This is a genomic window from Flavobacterium sp. (assembly GCF_044361065.1).
Taxonomy (GTDB): Bacteria; Bacteroidota; Bacteroidia; order Flavobacteriales; family Flavobacteriaceae; genus Flavobacterium.
This window is the reverse complement of the sequence record NZ_JBIKJI010000028.1, coordinates 1-18,359: the sequence shown is the minus strand read 5'-3', so window position 1 is coordinate 18,359 and position 18,359 is coordinate 1. Positions and strand designations below refer to the sequence as shown.

Here is an 18,359-nt window from a genome sequence, read left to right as displayed (position 1 = left end):
TACGTTGCGAATTGCCGTCTTTGCGATGAATTCAAAAATATATACGTTTTTACTTGACAACGCCTATCTCACAATCGTATATTTGCACACGGTTTGAAAAGCATAAACTTTTAAACCTTAAACTTTTAAACTCAAAATATGAAATTATCACACTTCCAGTTTAATTTGCCAGAAGAATTATTAGCCGAATTTCCTTCAGAAAACAGAGATGAATCTCGTTTAATGGTGATTCACAGAAAAACAGGTGAAATTGAACATAAGATGTTTAAAGATATTATTGACTATTTTGACGATGGTGATGTAATGGTGCTTAATAATTCTAAGGTTTTTCCAGCTCGTTTATACGGAAATAAAGAAAAAACAGGCGCAAGAATTGAAGTTTTCTTATTAAGAGAATTAAATGCGGAACAGCGTTTGTGGGATGTTTTAGTAGACCCAGCTCGTAAAATTAGAATTGGAAATAAATTATATTTTGGCGATGACGATTCATTAGTTGCCGAAGTTATTGACAATACAACTTCTCGCGGAAGAACATTACGTTTTTTATATGACGGTTCTTATGAAGAATTTAGAGAAAAATTAATAGAATTAGGGGAAACACCTATACCAAAATATATTAATCGTGAAGTTACTCCAGAAGATGCGGAGCGTTACCAAACTATTTACGCTAAAGAAGAAGGTTCTGTAGCTGCACCAACTGCCGGTTTACATTTTTCTAAGCATTTAATGAAACGTCTTGAAATCAAAGGAATTAATTTTGCTGAAGTTACTTTACACGTTGGTTTAGGTACTTTTAACCCTGTTGAAGTAGAAGATTTATCAAAACATAAAATGGATTCTGAAGAAATGGTAGTCACACAAGAAGCGTGTGATATTATCAACGGAGCCAGAACTAAGAAAAATAAAGTTTGTTGTATCGGAACTACTTCTATGCGTGCCATGGAAAGTACAGTTTCTTCTATGCGAACGTTAAATCCATATTCAGGTTGGACAAACAAATTTATTTATCCACCCTACGATTTTAGTTTAGCTGATGCGATGGTTTCCAATTTCCATACACCAAAATCAACTTTATTAATGATGGTTTCTGCTTTTTGTGGACACGATTTAATGAAAAAAGCATACGAAATTGCCATTAAAGAAAAGTATAATTTCTATTCTTATGGTGATGCGATGTTAATTTTATAATCAAATTAAATAATTAATTATCTGAACCTATTTCAGATTCTTAAAATATTAACCCAACATTTAGTTGGGTTTTTTTATATCTTATTTTTTTGTTACTTTTACGCTTCAAAACCTACTAAAAATGAACTTTCAAAATACTAAAGAATTCGCAATAAGCTTAGATGCTCAAGATGAATTAAAATCGTATAAAAACGAATTTTATTTTCCACAACATAATAATCAAAATGTAATTTATTTTACGGGAAACTCATTAGGATTACAACCGAAAATCACCAAAAAATACGTTGATGATATTATGGATGATTGGGCAAATATGGCCGTAGAAGGTCATTTTTATTCAGAAAAACCATGGTGGGATTATCACGAAAGATTTTGCGACCCATTATCAAAAATTGTTGGAGCAAAACCTTCAGAAGTTGGGGTAATGAATACATTAACTGTGAATTTGCATTTGCTTTTTGTTTCTTTTTACCAACCAAAAGGCAAGAGAATTAAAATTTTATGCGAAGAAAAAGCATTTCCTTCCGATCAATATATGTTGCAAAGTCAAGTGAAATTTCACGGTTTTGATCCAGAAGATGCAATTGTTGAAATCAAAAGAAGAGAAGGCGAATTAACAACCCGACCAGAAGATATTTTAGCAAAAATTGAAGAATTAGGAGACGAGTTAGCACTTGTATTTATTGGAGGAGTAAATTATTACACAGGTCAAGTTTTCGATATGAAAACCATCACAGCAGCCGGACATAAGGCAGGTGCACTTGTAGGTTGGGATTTAGCGCACGCTGCAGGAAATATTGAATTAAATTTACACGATTGGGATGCCGATTTTGCCGCGTGGTGTAGTTATAAATATATGAATTCAGGACCAGGAAATGCGTCTGGATACTTTGTCCACGAAAAACATCATACGAACAAAGAATTAGACCGATTTGCGGGCTGGTACGGACATAATAAATCCCGTAGATTTTTAATGGAACCGAATTTTGAAGCGGTTGAAGGTGCAAATGGTTGGCAAGTTAGTAATTTACCTGTTTTATCTTTAGCGCCCTATTTGGCAACTGTTGAAATGTTTGCAGAAGTAGGTATGGAAAAATTAATTGTGAAGAGAAATCGTATTACTTCTTATTTAGAATTTATTCTACATGAAATCGATAAGGAAATTCCACAAGCGAATTTTGAAGTCATCACGCCCTCTAATCAATCTGAAAGAGGTTGTCAGTTATCAGTATATTTACACGGACAAGGCAAAGAATTATTTACCTATTTAATGCAAAATGGTGTAATTACAGATTGGCGTGAGCCTAATGTTATTCGTTTAGCACCCGTCCCATTTTATACATCTTTTGAAGATATTTATAATTTTGGACAAATTTTGAAAAAAGGAATATTAAAAAATCTAAAATAAATATTAGAAAATTAGGTTGTTATATTATTATTATATTATAATTTTATTAAGTTAATTACAAAACTATTAAAAATGAAAAATAAATTACTTTTTATATCGCTTCTATTTATGTCTTTTTTTGCTATTGGGCAAACCTCTGAAAAGGAACAAGCGGCAAGAAATTGGATTAAAGAAAATTACAAAGACTTTAAATTTAATTCTGATGAAGAATTGAAATTAAGATTTGTACGTAAAGGCTTATCTGGTGAAACATTACGTTTTCAGCAAATGATAAATGGAGTACCTGTTTTAGATACCGAAATACTTATTAATTTTTCTTTAAAAGGAGAAGTGTCTTTCACTACTTTCAACGTAAATAAAACAGTAAACAACATTAATACCATTCCGAAAATTACTAGTGAAGATGCAATTAAAATTTCAAATAACGAAATTAAAGTTGCAGGAATGATTACTTTTCAAGAAGACAAATTGTACGTGGTTGCTAAAAATAACAACACTAAATTAGCGTACAGAATAGTTACTAACTTTGAAGAAAAATCTGGTTCTTGGGAAGTTTTTGTAGATGCAAATACTGGCGAAGTTATGTCTGTAAAAGATATTGCCATCTATTGTGGTGCAGAAAGTACTCCAACACACGAACATTCCAAACAAGACAATACAAACAAACCGTATTTTTTCATGAAAAAAGAAGCAGTTCAAACGGAAGCAATACAAACTTTTGCCACAGGTACAGGTTATGTGTTTTCGTCTGATCCATTATCTGCAGCAGCAGTTTCATACGGAGTTGCTTATGTAGATGGTAATGACGCAACAAATCCTTCTTTAGACGCTGCAAGAGTTTTAGTAAATTTCCCTGAAATAGAAAACGCATCAGGAACTTATAAATTAAAAAGTTCTTATGTGGAAATTAAAAATTTAGAAAACCCAAATAAAGGTTTGTTTACTCAAACAAATGCTGATTTTCAGTTTAATAGAAACCAAGATGGTTTTGAAGCAGTAAATGTTTTTTATCATACAGATAATAGTTTAAGATATATTAATGAAACTTTAGGCGTAAATTGTTTACCATTAACAAATTCTGGTGTTTTATGGTTTGATCCTTCAGGGGTAAACGGTAGTGATAATTCATATTACACCAACGGAACGTTAACTTTTGGAGAAGGCTGTGTGGACGACGGTGAAGACGGAGATGTTATATGGCATGAATTGGGACACGGTTTGCACGATTGGTTAAGTGGGGGTTCATTATCACAAGTAAATGGATTAAGTGAAGGTTGTGGCGATTATTGGGCACAATCTCAAAGTAGAGCATTAAATCAATGGAATTCGGATCAACCTGAATATCATTGGATGTTCAATTGGGATGGTCATAACGTATGTTGGGGAGGAAGAACAACTAATTATAATTCACTTTATCCTGGTGGATTAATAAATCAAATTCATACAGATGGTCAAATTTGGGCAACAACTTTAATGAGAATTTGGAATAGTATTGGAAAAGCAAAAACCGATAAAGCCTTTTTGGAAGGATTAGCATTAACTACTGCTACAACTAATCAGCAAAATGCAGCAATTGCTGTAAGACAAGCTGCAATTAATATGAATTATAGCTGTGCAGATATTAAAGTATTTACAGATCAATTTACAGCTACTGGTTATATAATGCCAATACTGCCATTGAGGGTAAATTGCCCTCAAAATCAAACGGTTACTGCAGACGCTGCAGGTAATTACACTTTACCAAGTTTTGCTAGTTTAACTAATTCCATAAATTCTAACTGTACGGCAGTGGTAACACAATCGCCAGCAATTGGTTCTGTTGTAGGCGTAGGAACTCATGCTATTACAATGACAGCAACCAGTGGAGGGTCGGTAAATTGTACTTTTAATTTAGTTGTTCAAACTAATTTAGGCGTTGAAGACATAGTGAAAAATAGTTTTATTGTATATCCAAATCCTGCAAACAAAGCAATCACAATTAAAGGTGATAATATTGAAAATGAAGAAGTTGAATTGTATAATATGATAGGACAAAAAGTACTTCATCGCTCATTGATAGCAAATGAATCTGTAATTGATATTTCTGGATTAACAAATGGAGTATATTTATTATATTTTGTTAAATCAAAAACATCACAAAAAATAATAAAACAATAAATTTTTTAAAAATAGTACTAAAGCCGAATTTTATTCGGCTTTTTTTATGAAATAAATTATCTTTGTTCTTTAAAAGATATCTTCAAAATAAAATATAAAGCAAAAGTACAAAATCCGAATATCCAAAATGAATAAACAACATAAAATAGAAAATTTCGATCCGTCACAACCAGGTTTAGCAGATGCTACCGTTTTTGGATTGCCATTTACAGCAGAAGAATCAGAAATTATTATTATTCCAGTGCCTTGGGAAGTAACAGTGAGTTATGGTTCGGGAGCCTCTGAAGGTCCTGCTGCTATTTTTGATGCTTCTTTTCAAGTTGATTTATTGCATCAAGATTTTCCAGAATTATGGAAATTAGGTATTTATATGGAAGATGCACCTCAAGATTGGGCAAAAAACTCTAAAAAATATAAAAACTTAGCACAACCTATTATTGAAGCTCTTGAAAATGGAGAGGATTTAGAAACGTTTCCTACTTTACAAGAAGATTTGCATAAAGTTAATATAGCATGTAGAACGCTTCATTCCGAAGTGAAAGAAAAAGTGTTATTTTGGCAAAATAAAGGGAAAAAAGTGGCACTTTTAGGAGGTGATCATAGCACGCCATTAGGGTACTATGAAGCTTTAGCGTCACAACATGACAGTTTTGGTATCTTGCATTTAGATGCTCATATGGATTTACGAGTGGCTTATGAAGGATTCACTTATTCACATGCTTCAATAATGTATAATACGTTACAAATTCCTCAAGTATCAAAAATTGTACAAGTCGGAATTAGAGATTTTTGCGAGCAAGAAGTAAATATAGTCAGAGAAGCTAAAGGTAGAGTTATTGTTCATACAGATGCTGATATGAAAGCAAAAGCGTTTGAAGGACAAACTTGGAAAAAACAATGTGAAGAAATTATCTCGCAGTTACCACAAAAGGTCACTATTTCTTTTGATATTGATGGAATGTACCCATGGTATTGTCCAAATACAGGAACGCCTGTTCCGGGTGGTTTTTCATTCGAACAAGCTACTTATTTATTTAACTTATTAGCTAATTCAGGTAAAGAAATAATTGGTTTTGATTTAGTAGAAGTGGCACCAGGAGAAAATGACGATTGGGATGGAAATGTAGGTGCAAGAATGTTATTTCATTTGTGCGGAATTCTTGCTAAATCACAAAAACTGAATGTTGGAAATCGAGTTCAGTTTTAACAATCAATCAAAAACGAATTTTTTTTAAACTACATAAGTAGTAGATAGTATATGTCAAATCAAACACCAAAAAAAATTGCAATAGTAGGTTCCGGATTAGTGGGAACTTTATTAGGAATTTATCTAAGAAAACGAGGTCATATCGTTCATATTTACGACAGAAGCCCAGATATTCGAAAAATGAATTTTTCAGGACGCTCGATAAATCTTGTTTTGTCAGACAGAGGTGTGAAAGCGTTACGCGATGTTGGTTTGGATCAAGAAGTTTTAAGTATAGGTATTCCAGTTGAAAAACGCGCCATTCACACAGAAAAAGATACTGTAAATGAACAGTTTTATGGAAAAGATGGCGAAGTAATTTATTCCCTTTCAAGAGGTTTGTTGAATAAAAAAATGGTCGATTTAGCAGAAAAAGCTGGAGTCATTTTTTTCTTTGAAGAAAAAGTTTGGGATGTTGATTTGACTACAGCAACGATTTCTATAGGTGATTCTGAAAAAGGCGAGTGGACTACACATGATTATGATATTACTTTTGGTGCCGATGGTGCTTTTTCTCGAATCAGACATAAAATGCAACGTCAAAGTATGTTTAATTATTCGCAAGAATTTTTAAATATTGGCTATAAAGAATTAAATATTCCTGCCAACCCAGATGGTACACATAAATTAGATAAAAAATCCTTGCATATTTGGCCTCGAGGTAATTTTATGCTAATGGCTTTGGCTAATTTAGATGGAAGTTTTACCTGCACACTTTTTATGCCGCATGATGGAGAAAATTCATTCGAATCCATTAAAAGCAAGGAACAATTGGTTGGTTTCTTTGCGAATCACTTTCCAGATACTAAAGAAGTAATTCCAAATTTAGTAGAAGATTTCTTCAAAAACCCAACAAGTTATTTAGTAACCATGAAGTGTTTTCCTTGGACATTTAGTGATAAAGTGGCGCTTATTGGCGATGCTTGTCATGCGATAGTGCCTTTTTATGGACATGGAATGAATGCTGGATTTGAAGACATTACCGTTTTGGAGGAAATGTTTGAAAAATATGGCGATGATTGGGCAAATTTATTAAACGATTATGAAAATTCTCGTAAACCAAATGCAGATGCTATTGCCGAACTTTCATACAGAAATTTTATGGAAATGAGCTCAAAAACAGCAGATGCTAATTTCTTATTGCAAAAGAAAATAGAAAAATGGTTTTCTGATAAATACCCTCAATTATGGGTGCCGTTATATTCTCGTGTTACGTTTAGTCACCAACCTTACTCAGAAGCGTTAGCTATTGGAGATAGACAAAACGAAATTATGCAAGAAGTATTGAGAATGGAAAACATTGACCAAATTTGGAACAGTCAAATTGTTGAACATAAGATTATTGATCTTCTAAAAAAGTAATTTTTTATAGTAAAATGAATAAATTAAGCTTCAAATAGTTTTTTTGAAACATAATATTGTTCTGAATTTATTAAAACAAAATGAAATCGGAAAAACTTTACAATCTCTTAACATAATATGTATTGTAATTATTTCGTTTTTATTGAATAATTATTAAATAATCATAAAAAATATTGAAAATAATCTTACTATATCTCTTTTTTGGTATGATTGTTGCATATTTTCAAAAAGTTAATGTAAATTTTATGAAATTAGTTTTTTTTTCAAATCTAATTCACATAAATTTGCGACTATCAAAAATAAAATTGAAATCAAATAATTAATCAATTCAAACTAAAAATTTAAAAAAATGGGACAGGATTTAAACGTTTCTGTAGAGAACAAAGGAAACAAAGCAAGTACACTTTTTGCAGCTTTGACTATTGTAATTTGTATAACAATTGGTGCTTTATTATGGAAATTTGTAATGGGAGCGCCAGCAAACTTTATTAAAGGTGATCCAGCAGGACAACCTTTACCAGGAAACTATTTAGGTATGGTTTATAAAGGAGGTATGATTGTTCCTGTGTTAATGGGATTATTGTTAATGACTATTGTTTTCTCTGTAGAAAGATTTATCGTTTTGACTAAAGCAGCTGGAAAAGGAAATTTAGATAACTTCGTAAAAGATGTTTTGTCTCAAATTAAAACTGGAGATGTTCAAGGTGCTATTGCGGCTTGTGATGCTCAAGAAGGATCTGTTGCCAACGTTATCAAAGCTGGTTTATTAAAATCTGAGCAAGTTAAAAAAGACGGATTAGATGTAGATGCTGCTACAGAAAATATTACTAAAGAAGTAGAACAAGCTACATCATTAGAAATGCCAATGTTAGAAAAACATATGACTATTATTTCTACTTTAGTATCAATTGGTACCTTATTAGGTTTATTAGGAACGGTATCTGGTATGATTAAAGCATTCGCTGGATTAGCAGAAGGTACTCCAGACCAAGCAGAATTAGCAAATGGTATTTCTGAGGCGTTAATTAATACGGCTACAGGTATTGGTACTTCTACTTTAGCTGTTATTGCTTACAACTATTTTACTTCAAAAATTGATACTTTAACTTATTTTATTGACGAAGCTGGTTTCGCAATTTCTCAAGCTTACAAAAGAGCTAAAGGAAGCAACTAAGATTTCATAAAATATTATTAAGTTAAAATAAAGTAAAATGGCAAATATAAAAACATCTAAAAAAAGCACAAGAATAGACATGACGGCCATGTGTGACGTTGCGTTTTTGTTATTGTCCTTTTTTATCATGACAGCAACATCAAAAGTACCTGAGCCTAAGCCAGTAGATACGCCTGCGTCAACCATAAAAGCTAAATTGCCAGAAAGAAATTTATTTACTATTACAGTTGGTGATAGTGCAGTATATATTGGAATGTCTGAAAGAGAAACCAGAATTGCTGCCTTGGAAGCTATGTCATTAAAATATGACATTGCTTTTACACCTCAAGAAATAAATGAGTTTTCTTTATTAGATTCATTTGGTGTTCCTTTGGAGCAATTAAAGTCGTTATTAGCTTTAAAAAACGCTGAAAGAAACAAACCTGGTACGCAATCGGGTATTCCTTACAAAGGAGATATTTCTGAAAATGAATTGTCTTTCTGGGTATATTATGCGAATGCAGCAGTTGTTATGGAACAACAAGCTAAAGGTGCAGAAAAGATTAAGGAAATTGAAATAGCTATAAAAGGTAGTTCTAAAGAAAAATATCCAGTTGTAAAGAATGTATTTGACATACTTCAAAAACAAAATATGAATGATTTTTATTTAGTAACTTCTCTAAGAGATGAAGATTTTTAATTAAAATAAAAAAATAACATGGCAGAATTAAATACCGGTGGCGGCGGTGGTAAAGGCGGTAAAGTAAGAAGTAAAAAATCGAATCCAGGTGTTGATTTAACAGCGATGGTTGATTTAGCGTTCTTGTTAATTACTTTCTTTATCCTAACAACCACATTATCTAAGCCACAATCTATGGATTTAGCTTTACCAGATAATACTAAACAGGATGATCCTAACCCACCAGAAACTCCAGCTTTCAGAACTTTAACTGTTGTTTTAGGTAAAAATGATAAGTTAGTGTATTATATAGGACTTACAGATGCGCCTTATATGGAAGACGGAATTAATGGTAAACCTAAGTTGGAAAACTATGGTGGAAAAGGGATTAGAAAAGCACTAATTGCACATAAAAAGTTTGTAATGGATCGTATTGAAGATCCTAAGAAACAAGGGATGACTGTTCTTATTAAAGCAAGTAAATCGGCAAACTATAAAAATTTAGTTGACATTTTAGATGAAATGGCAATAGTAAAACCGTTTTCTTATTCAATTGTTGATGTAACTCCAGGCGATTTAAAAATGCTTGAAGACAATAAAATTAAATAACATAACTTTAAATATAGAAAAATGAGTGAAATTCAAAACATTAGCGAAGCTAGTTTACTTGACAATATATTCGAAGGACGTAATAAAAGTTATGGAGCATACGAATTAAGAACAAATAGTTCGAAGAGAACCGTTTTAGCATTAATTATATCTTCAATATTTTTTATAACCACAGTTTTTGCACTTTATCTTTCAATGAAAAGTAAAGACAAAGAAGAGGTTAAAATTACTAAGGTAGAACTTAAGAAAGTGAAAACTCCAATTAAAAAGGAGGAAAAGAAAATTTTAGAACAAAAGAAGGTGGAACCTATTAAAAAGGTGAAGTCTGTGGTTGACATTGTGAAAAATGTGCCACCAGTTGTTGTAAATAAGAAAACAGTTGAAAATGAAATTCCTCCAGTTGAACCGGATAAAAAATCGGGTTCAGAAACAGCTAAAGGGGATGCAAATGCAAGTCTTGAAAAAACTGGTGAATTAGCGCAAGAAGAACAAAAAGGAGATGATACAGATTACAATCAAATTTTTACTTCTGTACAAGTTCAAGCGTCGCCTCCAGGTGGTATGAATGCTTTTAGAAAACAAATTGCAAGTTCATTCCGTTTACCAGAAGTAGACGAAACTACAACCGGTACTGTTATTGCGAAATTTGTAGTTTGGGATGATGGTTCTATTAGAGACATTCAAATTGTAAAAGAAAGTCCTGCAGGATTAGGTTTAGGAAAAGAGGCCACAAGAATCTTAAATAAATCGCCAAAATGGACACCAGGTGTATATAATGGTAGAAGTGTAAAACAATACTATACATTACCTATTTCAATTCAGATTACAGCAAACGAATAATATGAATTGGTTAAATAATTTAAAACAGAAATCGCCCAAACAGCGATTTCTGTTTATTTTAGGACTTTTAATATTTTGCTTTTATTTGGTTTTGGCTTATCTGGTTACTTTTTGGGATAATTTTCCTTTAGAAGTAGCTATGACAAGAAGAAGAATATTTGGAGGCTTATTAGTTTTATACGCAAGTTTCAGATTTTACAGATTAATAAAAAAAGAGGATGAAGAGTAAAATTAATATAATTATATCCATTTTTGTTTTTACAATTTTAGTATTTTTCTCTTGTAAAAAATCTGAAAATAGTACTGAAGACGAATCTTACGTAAAAGGAAAAGCTGAAATTTATGTAGATGAATCTTTATTGCCAATTGTAGAAGATCAAGAAATGGTTTTTGAAAGTAAATATCAAAAAGCTGACATAAGGCTTATTCCAAAATCAGATTCGGATATAGTAAATTTAGTATTACAACGTAAAATTGATATTGCCGTTCTTTCACACGAATTGACTAAATCGCAAGAAGATAAATTAAAAGCTATTGATGTAATTGGTAAAAACACACCTTTTTGTTCAGATGCTATTGCACTAGTGGTAAATCAAAAATCTTCAAAAACTGCAATTACAGTATCTGAAGTTTTTGATATATTGAAAGGCAAAAATTCAGAGGTTCAATTTGTGTTTGATAATCAAAATTCAAGTACATTAAGTTATTTAATGAATAAAGCGAATGTTAAATCATTGTCAAAAAATATAACTGCTTTAAAAAATAATTTAGAAGTTATTAAATTTGTTTCCGAAAACAATAATTCAATAGGTTTTGTTGGAGTAAATTGGCTTTTGAATCCTTCAATTGAATTGGAAAGTACAATAAAAAATGTTAAAGTTTTAGCTGTTGGCGAAAGCATACAAAAAGCAGTAAAACCTACTCAGTCATATATTGAAACAAAAGAATATCCATTTACACGAAAAATATATTTGTTAAATTATCAGGGTAGAACAGGTTTAGGCATGGGATTTGCTTCTTTTGTAAAAAGTGAGGTTGGTCAGCGTATCATTCTTAAATCAGGATTAGCACCAGTAAAAATACCAACCCGAGAAATAAGAATTGTAAAAAGTAATAAAAAGAAATAAAAAAGAAGAAATGAGAACAATTATTTTATCAAGTTTTGTCACTATTTTATCTGCAGTTGCAGTAAATGCTCAAGATTTAGAGCAAGTTAAAAAAACTATCGATGCCGAAAAATTTTCTGAAGCAAGAAAATCTTTAAAATCAATGGTTGAAACAACGCCAGATAAAGGTAAAAATTACTTTTATCTTGGTCAAGTATATTTGGCGTTAGAAAAACAAGATTCGGCAAAAGTATATTTTGAAAAAGGTAAAGTAGCTAAAGATGCAGGACATTTAAATTTAATTGGTTTAGGACAATTAAATTTATTAGAAGGGAATTCTTCTGCAGCAGAAACTAATTTTGCTTCTGCATTAGCAATAGCAAAAAAGAAAAATACGGAAGAACAAATTTTCATTACACAAGCCTATTTAAAAGCAACTAACCCAGATGTTTCAAAAGCATTAGCAGCTGCAAAATTAGCTGTAGCAAGTGATCCAAAATCGGCCTTAGCGCAAATTGCTTTGGGAGATGCTCTAGTAGCAAACAAAAATGTTAATGATGCATATGTAGCATACAGAACAGCTGGAGAATTAGACAAAACGTCATTAAGAGCACCTTTGCAATTGGCAATTATCACAAGAAATGCGCAAGCTTTCCCAGAAGCATTAAAAGCATTTAATGATATCTTAGCAATTAATCCAAGTTACGGACCAGCTTTTCGTGAAAAAGCAGAAACCAACTTAGCTTGGGCGTATGCAAAAAAATCGCTTTTTGAAGAAAAAATTGCTGCTGCTTTAGAAGATTATAAAAAGTATATGAGTTTAACAGATGTTTCTACAGATGCTAAAATAAAATATGCAGATTTCTTAATCTTATCAAAAAAATGGAAAGAATTAGAAGCGGAAGCTTTAGCGATTCAAAAATTAGATAAAGTAAATCCAAAAGTTTTTAAATATTTAGGATATGCTTATTCTGAAAACGGGAATCCAGATGGAGCTATTAAATCATTAACTGATTATATGACAAAAGTTGATGCTAAAAAAATTAATGGTAAAGATTATTTGTATTTAGCAAAAGCAAAATTAGCCACTTCAATGGACGATAAAGGTATTATTTCTAATCAAGCAAAATTTTCAGAAGCCATTTCAGATTTAACAAAAGCAGCAGAATTAAATCCAAATTTAAATACAGAATTTACTGAAATTGGTATTAAATTATATTCTGGAAAAGCGTATTTAGAAGCTGCAAAATTATTTGAATTAGCAGTTAAAAACACAAATTCAAAAAGTTACAGCCGCGATAATTTTTTATTAGGAAATTCAATTTTGTTCTATTCTGAAAGTAAAACAGCAGCTCAAAAAGCAGCATTAACTGCGGAATTTATAAAAGCTAATAACGCATATGCAGAAGCAATTAGAATTTCTCCAAACACACAAGATGTTTATTTTTACAAAGGACAATTAAACAGAGTAATTGGAACTCCAGAAGCAAATGCACAAGCTGTTTTGGATTATGAAGGATATGTGAAAACAGTAACAGCAAAAGGAGAAACAGAAATGGCAAAAGCAGCAGTTAAAGAAAATTTATTTGAAACCTATTCATTTATTGGAGCAAATTATGCTACAACTGATAAAGCTAAAGCTATAGAAAATTTCAAAAAAGCAGCTGAAATTAATCCAAATGATGTTTTTGTAAAAGAATCTTTACAAGCATTAAATAAATAAAAACACAATTAAAATTTTAAAAACCGATAGCGAAAGTTATCGGTTTTTTTTATGCATTATTTCCAACTCATAAACTTTTACCGTTTACCCTTTACCTTTTACCCTAAATAAATTACCTTTGCACTCAATAAATAATTTATGCTTAACAAAGACACCCAAATATTAGTAGACAAAGGCGAAATGCTTCCTTTGATGGAAGAGTTTTATACCATACAAGGCGAAGGGTTTCATACCGGAACTGCAGCTTACTTCATTCGTGTGGGCGGTTGCGATGTGGGATGTCATTGGTGTGATGTTAAAGAAAGTTGGAATGCGGATTTACATCCTCCAACAGCTGTAGAAAAAATAGTTTCGAATGCAAAATCTTATGCAGAAACCATTGTAATTACTGGAGGCGAACCTCTAACTTGGGATATGAATCCAATTACAGAACGATTAAAAAATGCAGGATTAAATGTTCATATTGAAACTTCTGGCGCTTACGAGGTAACAGGAACTTGGGATTGGTTTTGTTTATCGCCTAAGAAAAACAAATTGCCAGTAACTTCAGCGTATGCCATCGCAAACGAATTGAAAGTTATAATTCACAACAAACACGATTTTATTTTCGCAGAAGAACAAGCAGAAAAAACTAATAAAAACGCCATTTTATTTTTACAACCCGAATGGAGCAAAAAAGAAGAAATGACACCGTTAATTGTAGAGTATGTTATGAACAACCCAAAATGGAGAGTTTCTTTACAAACTCATAAATATTTGAATATACCGTAATAAATTCCAATATTAAAAATTCCAAATTCCAAAATTGAAACTTAAATTATTTACTATTTTTCAACACGGATTTAACAGATTTTAAAATTTCTTTGATTTGTGTTTCAAAAAATAGATTTTGTGTTTTTTGGGATTTTAAATATTGGAATTTAAATTGAAAGTTTTGCCAAATAATCAAAATGTTCACCTTCTAAAAGTAATTCGCATTTTAAACCATTTGCAATAGCTGCATTTTGAAGTGTGTTGTAATCCAAATACAACCAAGGAAAAGTGTCTTCTGTTTCGCCTTTATATTGCACCGTAAAAGTCAATTCGCCATAATATCCTTCAGCTGGAATACTATAAGCACCATCCTCATCTTGATCGTACATATAAATTAGATCTGAAGAATCTATTAAAATTTGTCCGCCTTTATTTAATAACGATTTTAATTTCTGTAAATACTTCGCCGTTTCATTCAAGGTGCCAAAAATCCCAGTTCCATTCATTAAAAGAAGAATCGTATCGAATTTATTTTTTACATCTAAATCTAAAATATTGGCAACTTTCACATTTTCTATGCCACGAAGTTGACAAGCTTTCACAGCATTTTCCGAAATATCAATGGCAGTAACATCTAAATTCCTATCGTTTTGTAATGCTAAAGAATGACTTCCAGCACCACATCCTACATCTAAAACGCTTCCTTTTGCTAATTGTAACGCTTTTTGTTCCAATTCAGGCATTTCATTATAGGTTCTAAACAAATAAGAAACAGGCATTTCATCTGCTTCAGAAATCGAAGTTTCAGTAACTAAATCTTCAGGAGAATTATTCGTTTGGTAATCTAATATGGCTTTTCCAAAAAGGTCTTTCATTGTTATATTTCAAAATTCAACATTCGTTATTCTTAAATCTATATTCAAAATTGTAACTTTGTAGTTCATTAAGACAAATTAATAATGAAGCCATCGTTAAACGAAATTCAAAAGTTAGCCAAAGATACACATATTGAAACTAAAAAATATTTCGATAAGTTAAAAAAACGGGTACCAAAAAATTTAGATTATGTAATGCAAGATTTACACGATGCCGAATTTAAAAAAACCGATTGTTTAGAATGTGCTAATTGCTGTAAAACTACTGGACCATTATTTACAGATGCTGATGTGGAACGAATTTCGAAACATTTAAAACAAAAACCACAACAATTTATAAGTCAATTTTTACGTGTAGATGAAGATAATGATTATGTGTTGAAATCAGTGCCGTGTACGTTTTTAGAATCGGACAATAAATGTTTTATTTACGATGTGCGCCCAAAAGCGTGTAGAGAATTTCCGCATACCGATAGAAAAAAGTTCAATCAAATTACGGATTTAACTTTACTAAACGTAGCGATTTGTCCAGCAGCGTTTAATATTGTTGAGAAGATGAAAGTAAAAATGCCTTTATAAATTAATTGTAAATCAAATATTTCTTTCTCATTTCTTTAAAAACATTCAAGTCAGTTTCCCAACTTTTTCTAATTTCTTTTTCAGAAATTCCTTCAATTATTTGCTCTTGAAGTTTTTTGGTTCCTGCTAATTTCGTAAAAAAATCATTAAAAAAGACAGTTTTATCAGAAGTATTGGCATATGATTTTATTAGCCATTTCAACTCTAATCGACTTACTTTTTTGATTTTAGATAAATCTTCTCCATAACATAAAATGTCTTTATGCATTGGTTCTTTTGAGCCAAAATTCGGAATAGGAGTAAATGAAAAATCTGTTTTCAGTAAAAATGGCGAACCGTATATTTGAAATTGTTTTTCCGTGCCTCTTCCCACACTAACATTCGTGCCTTCAAAAAAGCACAAACTCGCATATAAATTTATAGATTGATCATTTGGTAAATTTGGCGAGGGTTTTACGGGTAAACTATACGGCATATCTCTTTTGTAATTGGCGCAAGGAATTACGGTTAAATTACACGTCAAACCATTTGCTAACCATTTTTCTCCATTAATCATTTTTGCATATTCACCAATAGTCATTCCGTGTAAAACCGGAATGGGGTGCATTCCTACAAAGCTTTTATGTTCTATTTCTAAAACAGGTCCATCTACGATACTTCCATTTGGATTCGGTCTATCTAAAACTAAAAGTTCAATATTATTTTCCGCACAAGCTTCCATTACATAATGTAGCGTTGAAATATACGTGTAAAATCGCGCACCTACATCCTGAATATCAAAAATTACAATATCAATATCTGCTAATTGCTCGGGTTTAGGCTTTTTATTATTTCCATACAACGAAATAATAGGTAAATTGGTTTTAATGTCTTTCCCATCTATAATTACTTCACCAGCATCAGCAGTTCCTCTAAATCCGTGTTCTGGAGCATAGATTTTTTGTAAATCAACTTTATTATCTAAAAGAAAATCAACCAAGTGTTTTTTGTTTTCAACAATTCCAGTCGGATTCGTAACAATACCAATTTTTTTATTCGTTAATATAGGTAAATAGGCGTTGTAATTTTCAGTACCTGTTTTTAGGGCTAAGTTTTTGAACTTTTGGCTTGTTGTTTCGGTTACTATTGCTTTTGATTTCTGACTTTCAACTTTTGACTTTTTCACAGATGAACATCCAAAAGAAAATAATAGTATTAAAATAAATAAAAACGTATTTTTGAACTCAAATTTCATAAGTATATATTTTGAATTTAGAATATTTTATTGCGAAACGACTTATTGTTTCAAAAAGTTATAAAAGTAGTGTTTCTTCACCAATTATAAAAATTGCTATTTGGGCTATTGCTTTAAGTATTTTTATGATGGTGCTCTCAGTTGCAACAGGTATTGGTTTGCAGCAAAAAATACGTGAAAAAATCGCTGCGTTTAACGGGCATATCATCGTTTCAAATTTTGATGATAATCAATCTCAAGTAACTGCAGAACCCTTCGATTCTAAAACATTACACATTTCTCAATTAAGAAAAAATAAATACATTACTCACGTGCAGCCCATAATTACAAAAGGTGCATTAATTAGAACTAAAACGGATGTAGAAGGCGTAGTTTTTAAAGGAGTAGACAACACCTATCAGTGGAAAAATTTGGAAGATTTTTTAGTCGAAGGAAAAATTCCTACCTATAAAGAAGGCGACATCAATCAAGTATTGATTTCCCAATTTTTAGCCAACCGATTAAAATTAAAAGTAGGAAATGCGTTTACTACCTTTTTTATGAAAACACAAGGTAAATTACCAAGTGTTCGAAAGTTTACCATTTCTGGAATTTATAACTCTGGCTTTCAAGAATTCGATTCGTCCTATATAATAGGTAATATACAACATTTACAACGCATCAATAAATGGGAATCATCTCAATTTGGAGCCTATGAAATTTTTATTGACGATTTTTCAAAATTAGACGAACGCGCACAAGAAATATACAAAACCATACCGCCAACATTTAACAGTGTATCCATTTCCGAAAAATATTTCAGTATTTTCGAATGGCTAAAGCTTTTCGATTTCAATATTTTAGTGATTTTAATAATAATGATTGCCGTTGCAACCATAAATATGGTGGTGGCACTTTTGGTTTTAATTCTCGAACGCACCCAACTAATTGGAATGTTAAAAGCACTTGGCGCTAACAATTGGTCCATTCGAAAAATATTTTTATACAACGCAGCCCACTTAATTTCAAGAGGTTTGCTTTGGGGAAATGGAACTGCAATTATATTATTGTTTATCCAAAAGAAGTTCGAAATCATAACACTTAATCCGGAAAGTTACTATGTGTCATCGGCTCCGGTTGATATTAATTTTCTGCATATAGCACTTTTAAATGCAGGAACTATTCTAATTTGCGTCTTGATTTTATTAATTCCATCTTACCTAATTACAAAAATATCTCCAATTAAAGCGTTGAAGTTTTTTTAGCAGCTCTTTCCCGCTCTCCGCTATATCTTTTTGCCTAGTGGACTTTGAAAAAAAGTCCACTATACAAAAAGGATGCCACTACGATCAGGGCTATGGCCTTGTTTTTTCAGTTGAATTTCCTCATTCAACTTTTTTATCAAGAAATCCTGTTATGTAACTTATTGTGCTTCAGAAGCTAAGAAAATACTTTAAAAAAAGATTGC

At 31.5% G+C, this 18,359-nt stretch carries 17 protein-coding genes; 15 read left to right on the top strand and 2 right to left on the bottom strand.

The annotated features are described in order from the left end of the window. The first annotated feature begins 138 nt into the window (after positions 1-138). From queA to ACIQ11_RS03200, 13 genes are all read left to right on the top strand, one after another. Complete coding sequence (gene queA / locus ACIQ11_RS03260) at positions 139-1,188, top strand: tRNA preQ1(34) S-adenosylmethionine ribosyltransferase-isomerase QueA (protein WP_353077972.1); 1,050 nt, start codon at positions 139-141, stop codon at positions 1,186-1,188. A gap of 121 nt (positions 1,189-1,309) precedes the next feature. After that, entirely contained in the window at positions 1,310-2,596 is a 1,287-nt protein-coding gene (kynU, locus tag ACIQ11_RS03255) for a kynureninase (RefSeq protein WP_396152751.1), read from the top strand. Between the two features lie 72 nt (positions 2,597-2,668). Beyond that, positions 2,669-4,753, top strand: a complete 2,085-nt coding sequence (locus tag ACIQ11_RS03250; RefSeq protein WP_396152749.1) for a T9SS type A sorting domain-containing protein — start codon at positions 2,669-2,671, stop codon at positions 4,751-4,753. Between the two features lie 127 nt (positions 4,754-4,880). After that, a complete protein-coding gene (locus ACIQ11_RS03245) occupies positions 4,881-5,960 on the top strand; it encodes an agmatinase family protein (protein WP_396152747.1) in 1,080 nt (359 codons plus the stop codon). Positions 5,961-6,011: 51 nt separating this feature from the next. Next, positions 6,012-7,361, top strand: a complete 1,350-nt coding sequence (locus tag ACIQ11_RS03240) for an FAD-dependent oxidoreductase (RefSeq protein ID WP_396152745.1) — start codon at positions 6,012-6,014, stop codon at positions 7,359-7,361. A 349-nt stretch (positions 7,362-7,710) separates the two neighbouring features. Further along, the gene (locus ACIQ11_RS03235) at positions 7,711-8,535 is read left to right on the top strand and encodes a MotA/TolQ/ExbB proton channel family protein (protein WP_353077964.1); all 825 of its coding nucleotides are present in this window, start codon (positions 7,711-7,713) and stop codon (positions 8,533-8,535) included. Between the two features lie 37 nt (positions 8,536-8,572). After that, positions 8,573-9,214 (top strand): ExbD/TolR family protein, encoded by a 642-nt coding sequence (locus tag ACIQ11_RS03230; RefSeq protein ID WP_396148688.1) that lies wholly within the window; start codon positions 8,573-8,575, stop codon positions 9,212-9,214. An 18-nt stretch (positions 9,215-9,232) separates the two neighbouring features. Further along, a complete protein-coding gene (locus ACIQ11_RS03225) occupies positions 9,233-9,802 on the top strand; it encodes a biopolymer transporter ExbD (RefSeq protein ID WP_353077960.1) in 570 nt (189 codons plus the stop codon). A 21-nt stretch (positions 9,803-9,823) separates the two neighbouring features. Then, complete coding sequence (locus ACIQ11_RS03220; protein ID WP_396148690.1) at positions 9,824-10,642, top strand: energy transducer TonB; 819 nt, start codon at positions 9,824-9,826, stop codon at positions 10,640-10,642. A 1-nt stretch (position 10,643) separates the two neighbouring features. Then, a complete protein-coding gene (locus tag ACIQ11_RS03215) occupies positions 10,644-10,871 on the top strand; it encodes a hypothetical protein (RefSeq protein WP_396152743.1) in 228 nt (75 codons plus the stop codon). Continuing rightward, complete coding sequence (locus ACIQ11_RS03210) at positions 10,861-11,769, top strand: PstS family phosphate ABC transporter substrate-binding protein (RefSeq protein WP_396152741.1); 909 nt, start codon at positions 10,861-10,863, stop codon at positions 11,767-11,769. The genes ACIQ11_RS03215 and ACIQ11_RS03210 overlap by 11 nt, the downstream gene beginning before the upstream one ends. 10 nt (positions 11,770-11,779) lie before the next feature. Then, on the top strand, positions 11,780-13,471 hold the full coding sequence (locus ACIQ11_RS03205; RefSeq protein ID WP_396152739.1) for a hypothetical protein: 1,692 nt from the start codon (positions 11,780-11,782) through the stop codon (positions 13,469-13,471). Positions 13,472-13,609: 138 nt separating this feature from the next. Next, positions 13,610-14,242: a 7-carboxy-7-deazaguanine synthase QueE gene (locus ACIQ11_RS03200; RefSeq protein ID WP_396152738.1), complete on the top strand. Its 633-nt coding sequence runs from the start codon at positions 13,610-13,612 to the stop codon at positions 14,240-14,242. Between the two features lie 149 nt (positions 14,243-14,391). Here the strand turns inward: ACIQ11_RS03200 and ACIQ11_RS03195 are convergent, their stop codons facing one another. Beyond that, positions 14,392-15,099, bottom strand: a complete 708-nt coding sequence (locus ACIQ11_RS03195; protein ID WP_396152736.1) for a class I SAM-dependent methyltransferase — start codon at positions 15,097-15,099, stop codon at positions 14,392-14,394. 84 nt (positions 15,100-15,183) lie between these two features. Here ACIQ11_RS03195 and ACIQ11_RS03190 point away from each other — a divergent pair, with 84 nt between their 5' ends. After that, positions 15,184-15,678, top strand: a complete 495-nt coding sequence (locus tag ACIQ11_RS03190) for a YkgJ family cysteine cluster protein (protein ID WP_396152734.1) — start codon at positions 15,184-15,186, stop codon at positions 15,676-15,678. A 1-nt stretch (position 15,679) separates the two neighbouring features. On the opposite strand, the gene ACIQ11_RS03185 is transcribed toward ACIQ11_RS03190, so the two are convergent. After that, positions 15,680-16,912 carry an exo-beta-N-acetylmuramidase NamZ domain-containing protein gene (locus tag ACIQ11_RS03185; RefSeq protein WP_396152732.1) on the bottom strand — a complete coding sequence of 411 codons (1,233 nt, stop codon included), beginning with the start codon at positions 16,910-16,912 and terminating at the stop codon, positions 15,680-15,682. 11 nt (positions 16,913-16,923) lie between these two features. Between ACIQ11_RS03185 and ACIQ11_RS03180 the strand changes: the two genes are divergently transcribed. Next, entirely contained in the window at positions 16,924-18,156 is a 1,233-nt protein-coding gene (locus ACIQ11_RS03180; protein ID WP_396152730.1) for an ABC transporter permease, read from the top strand. The last annotated feature ends 203 nt before the right edge of the window (positions 18,157-18,359 follow it).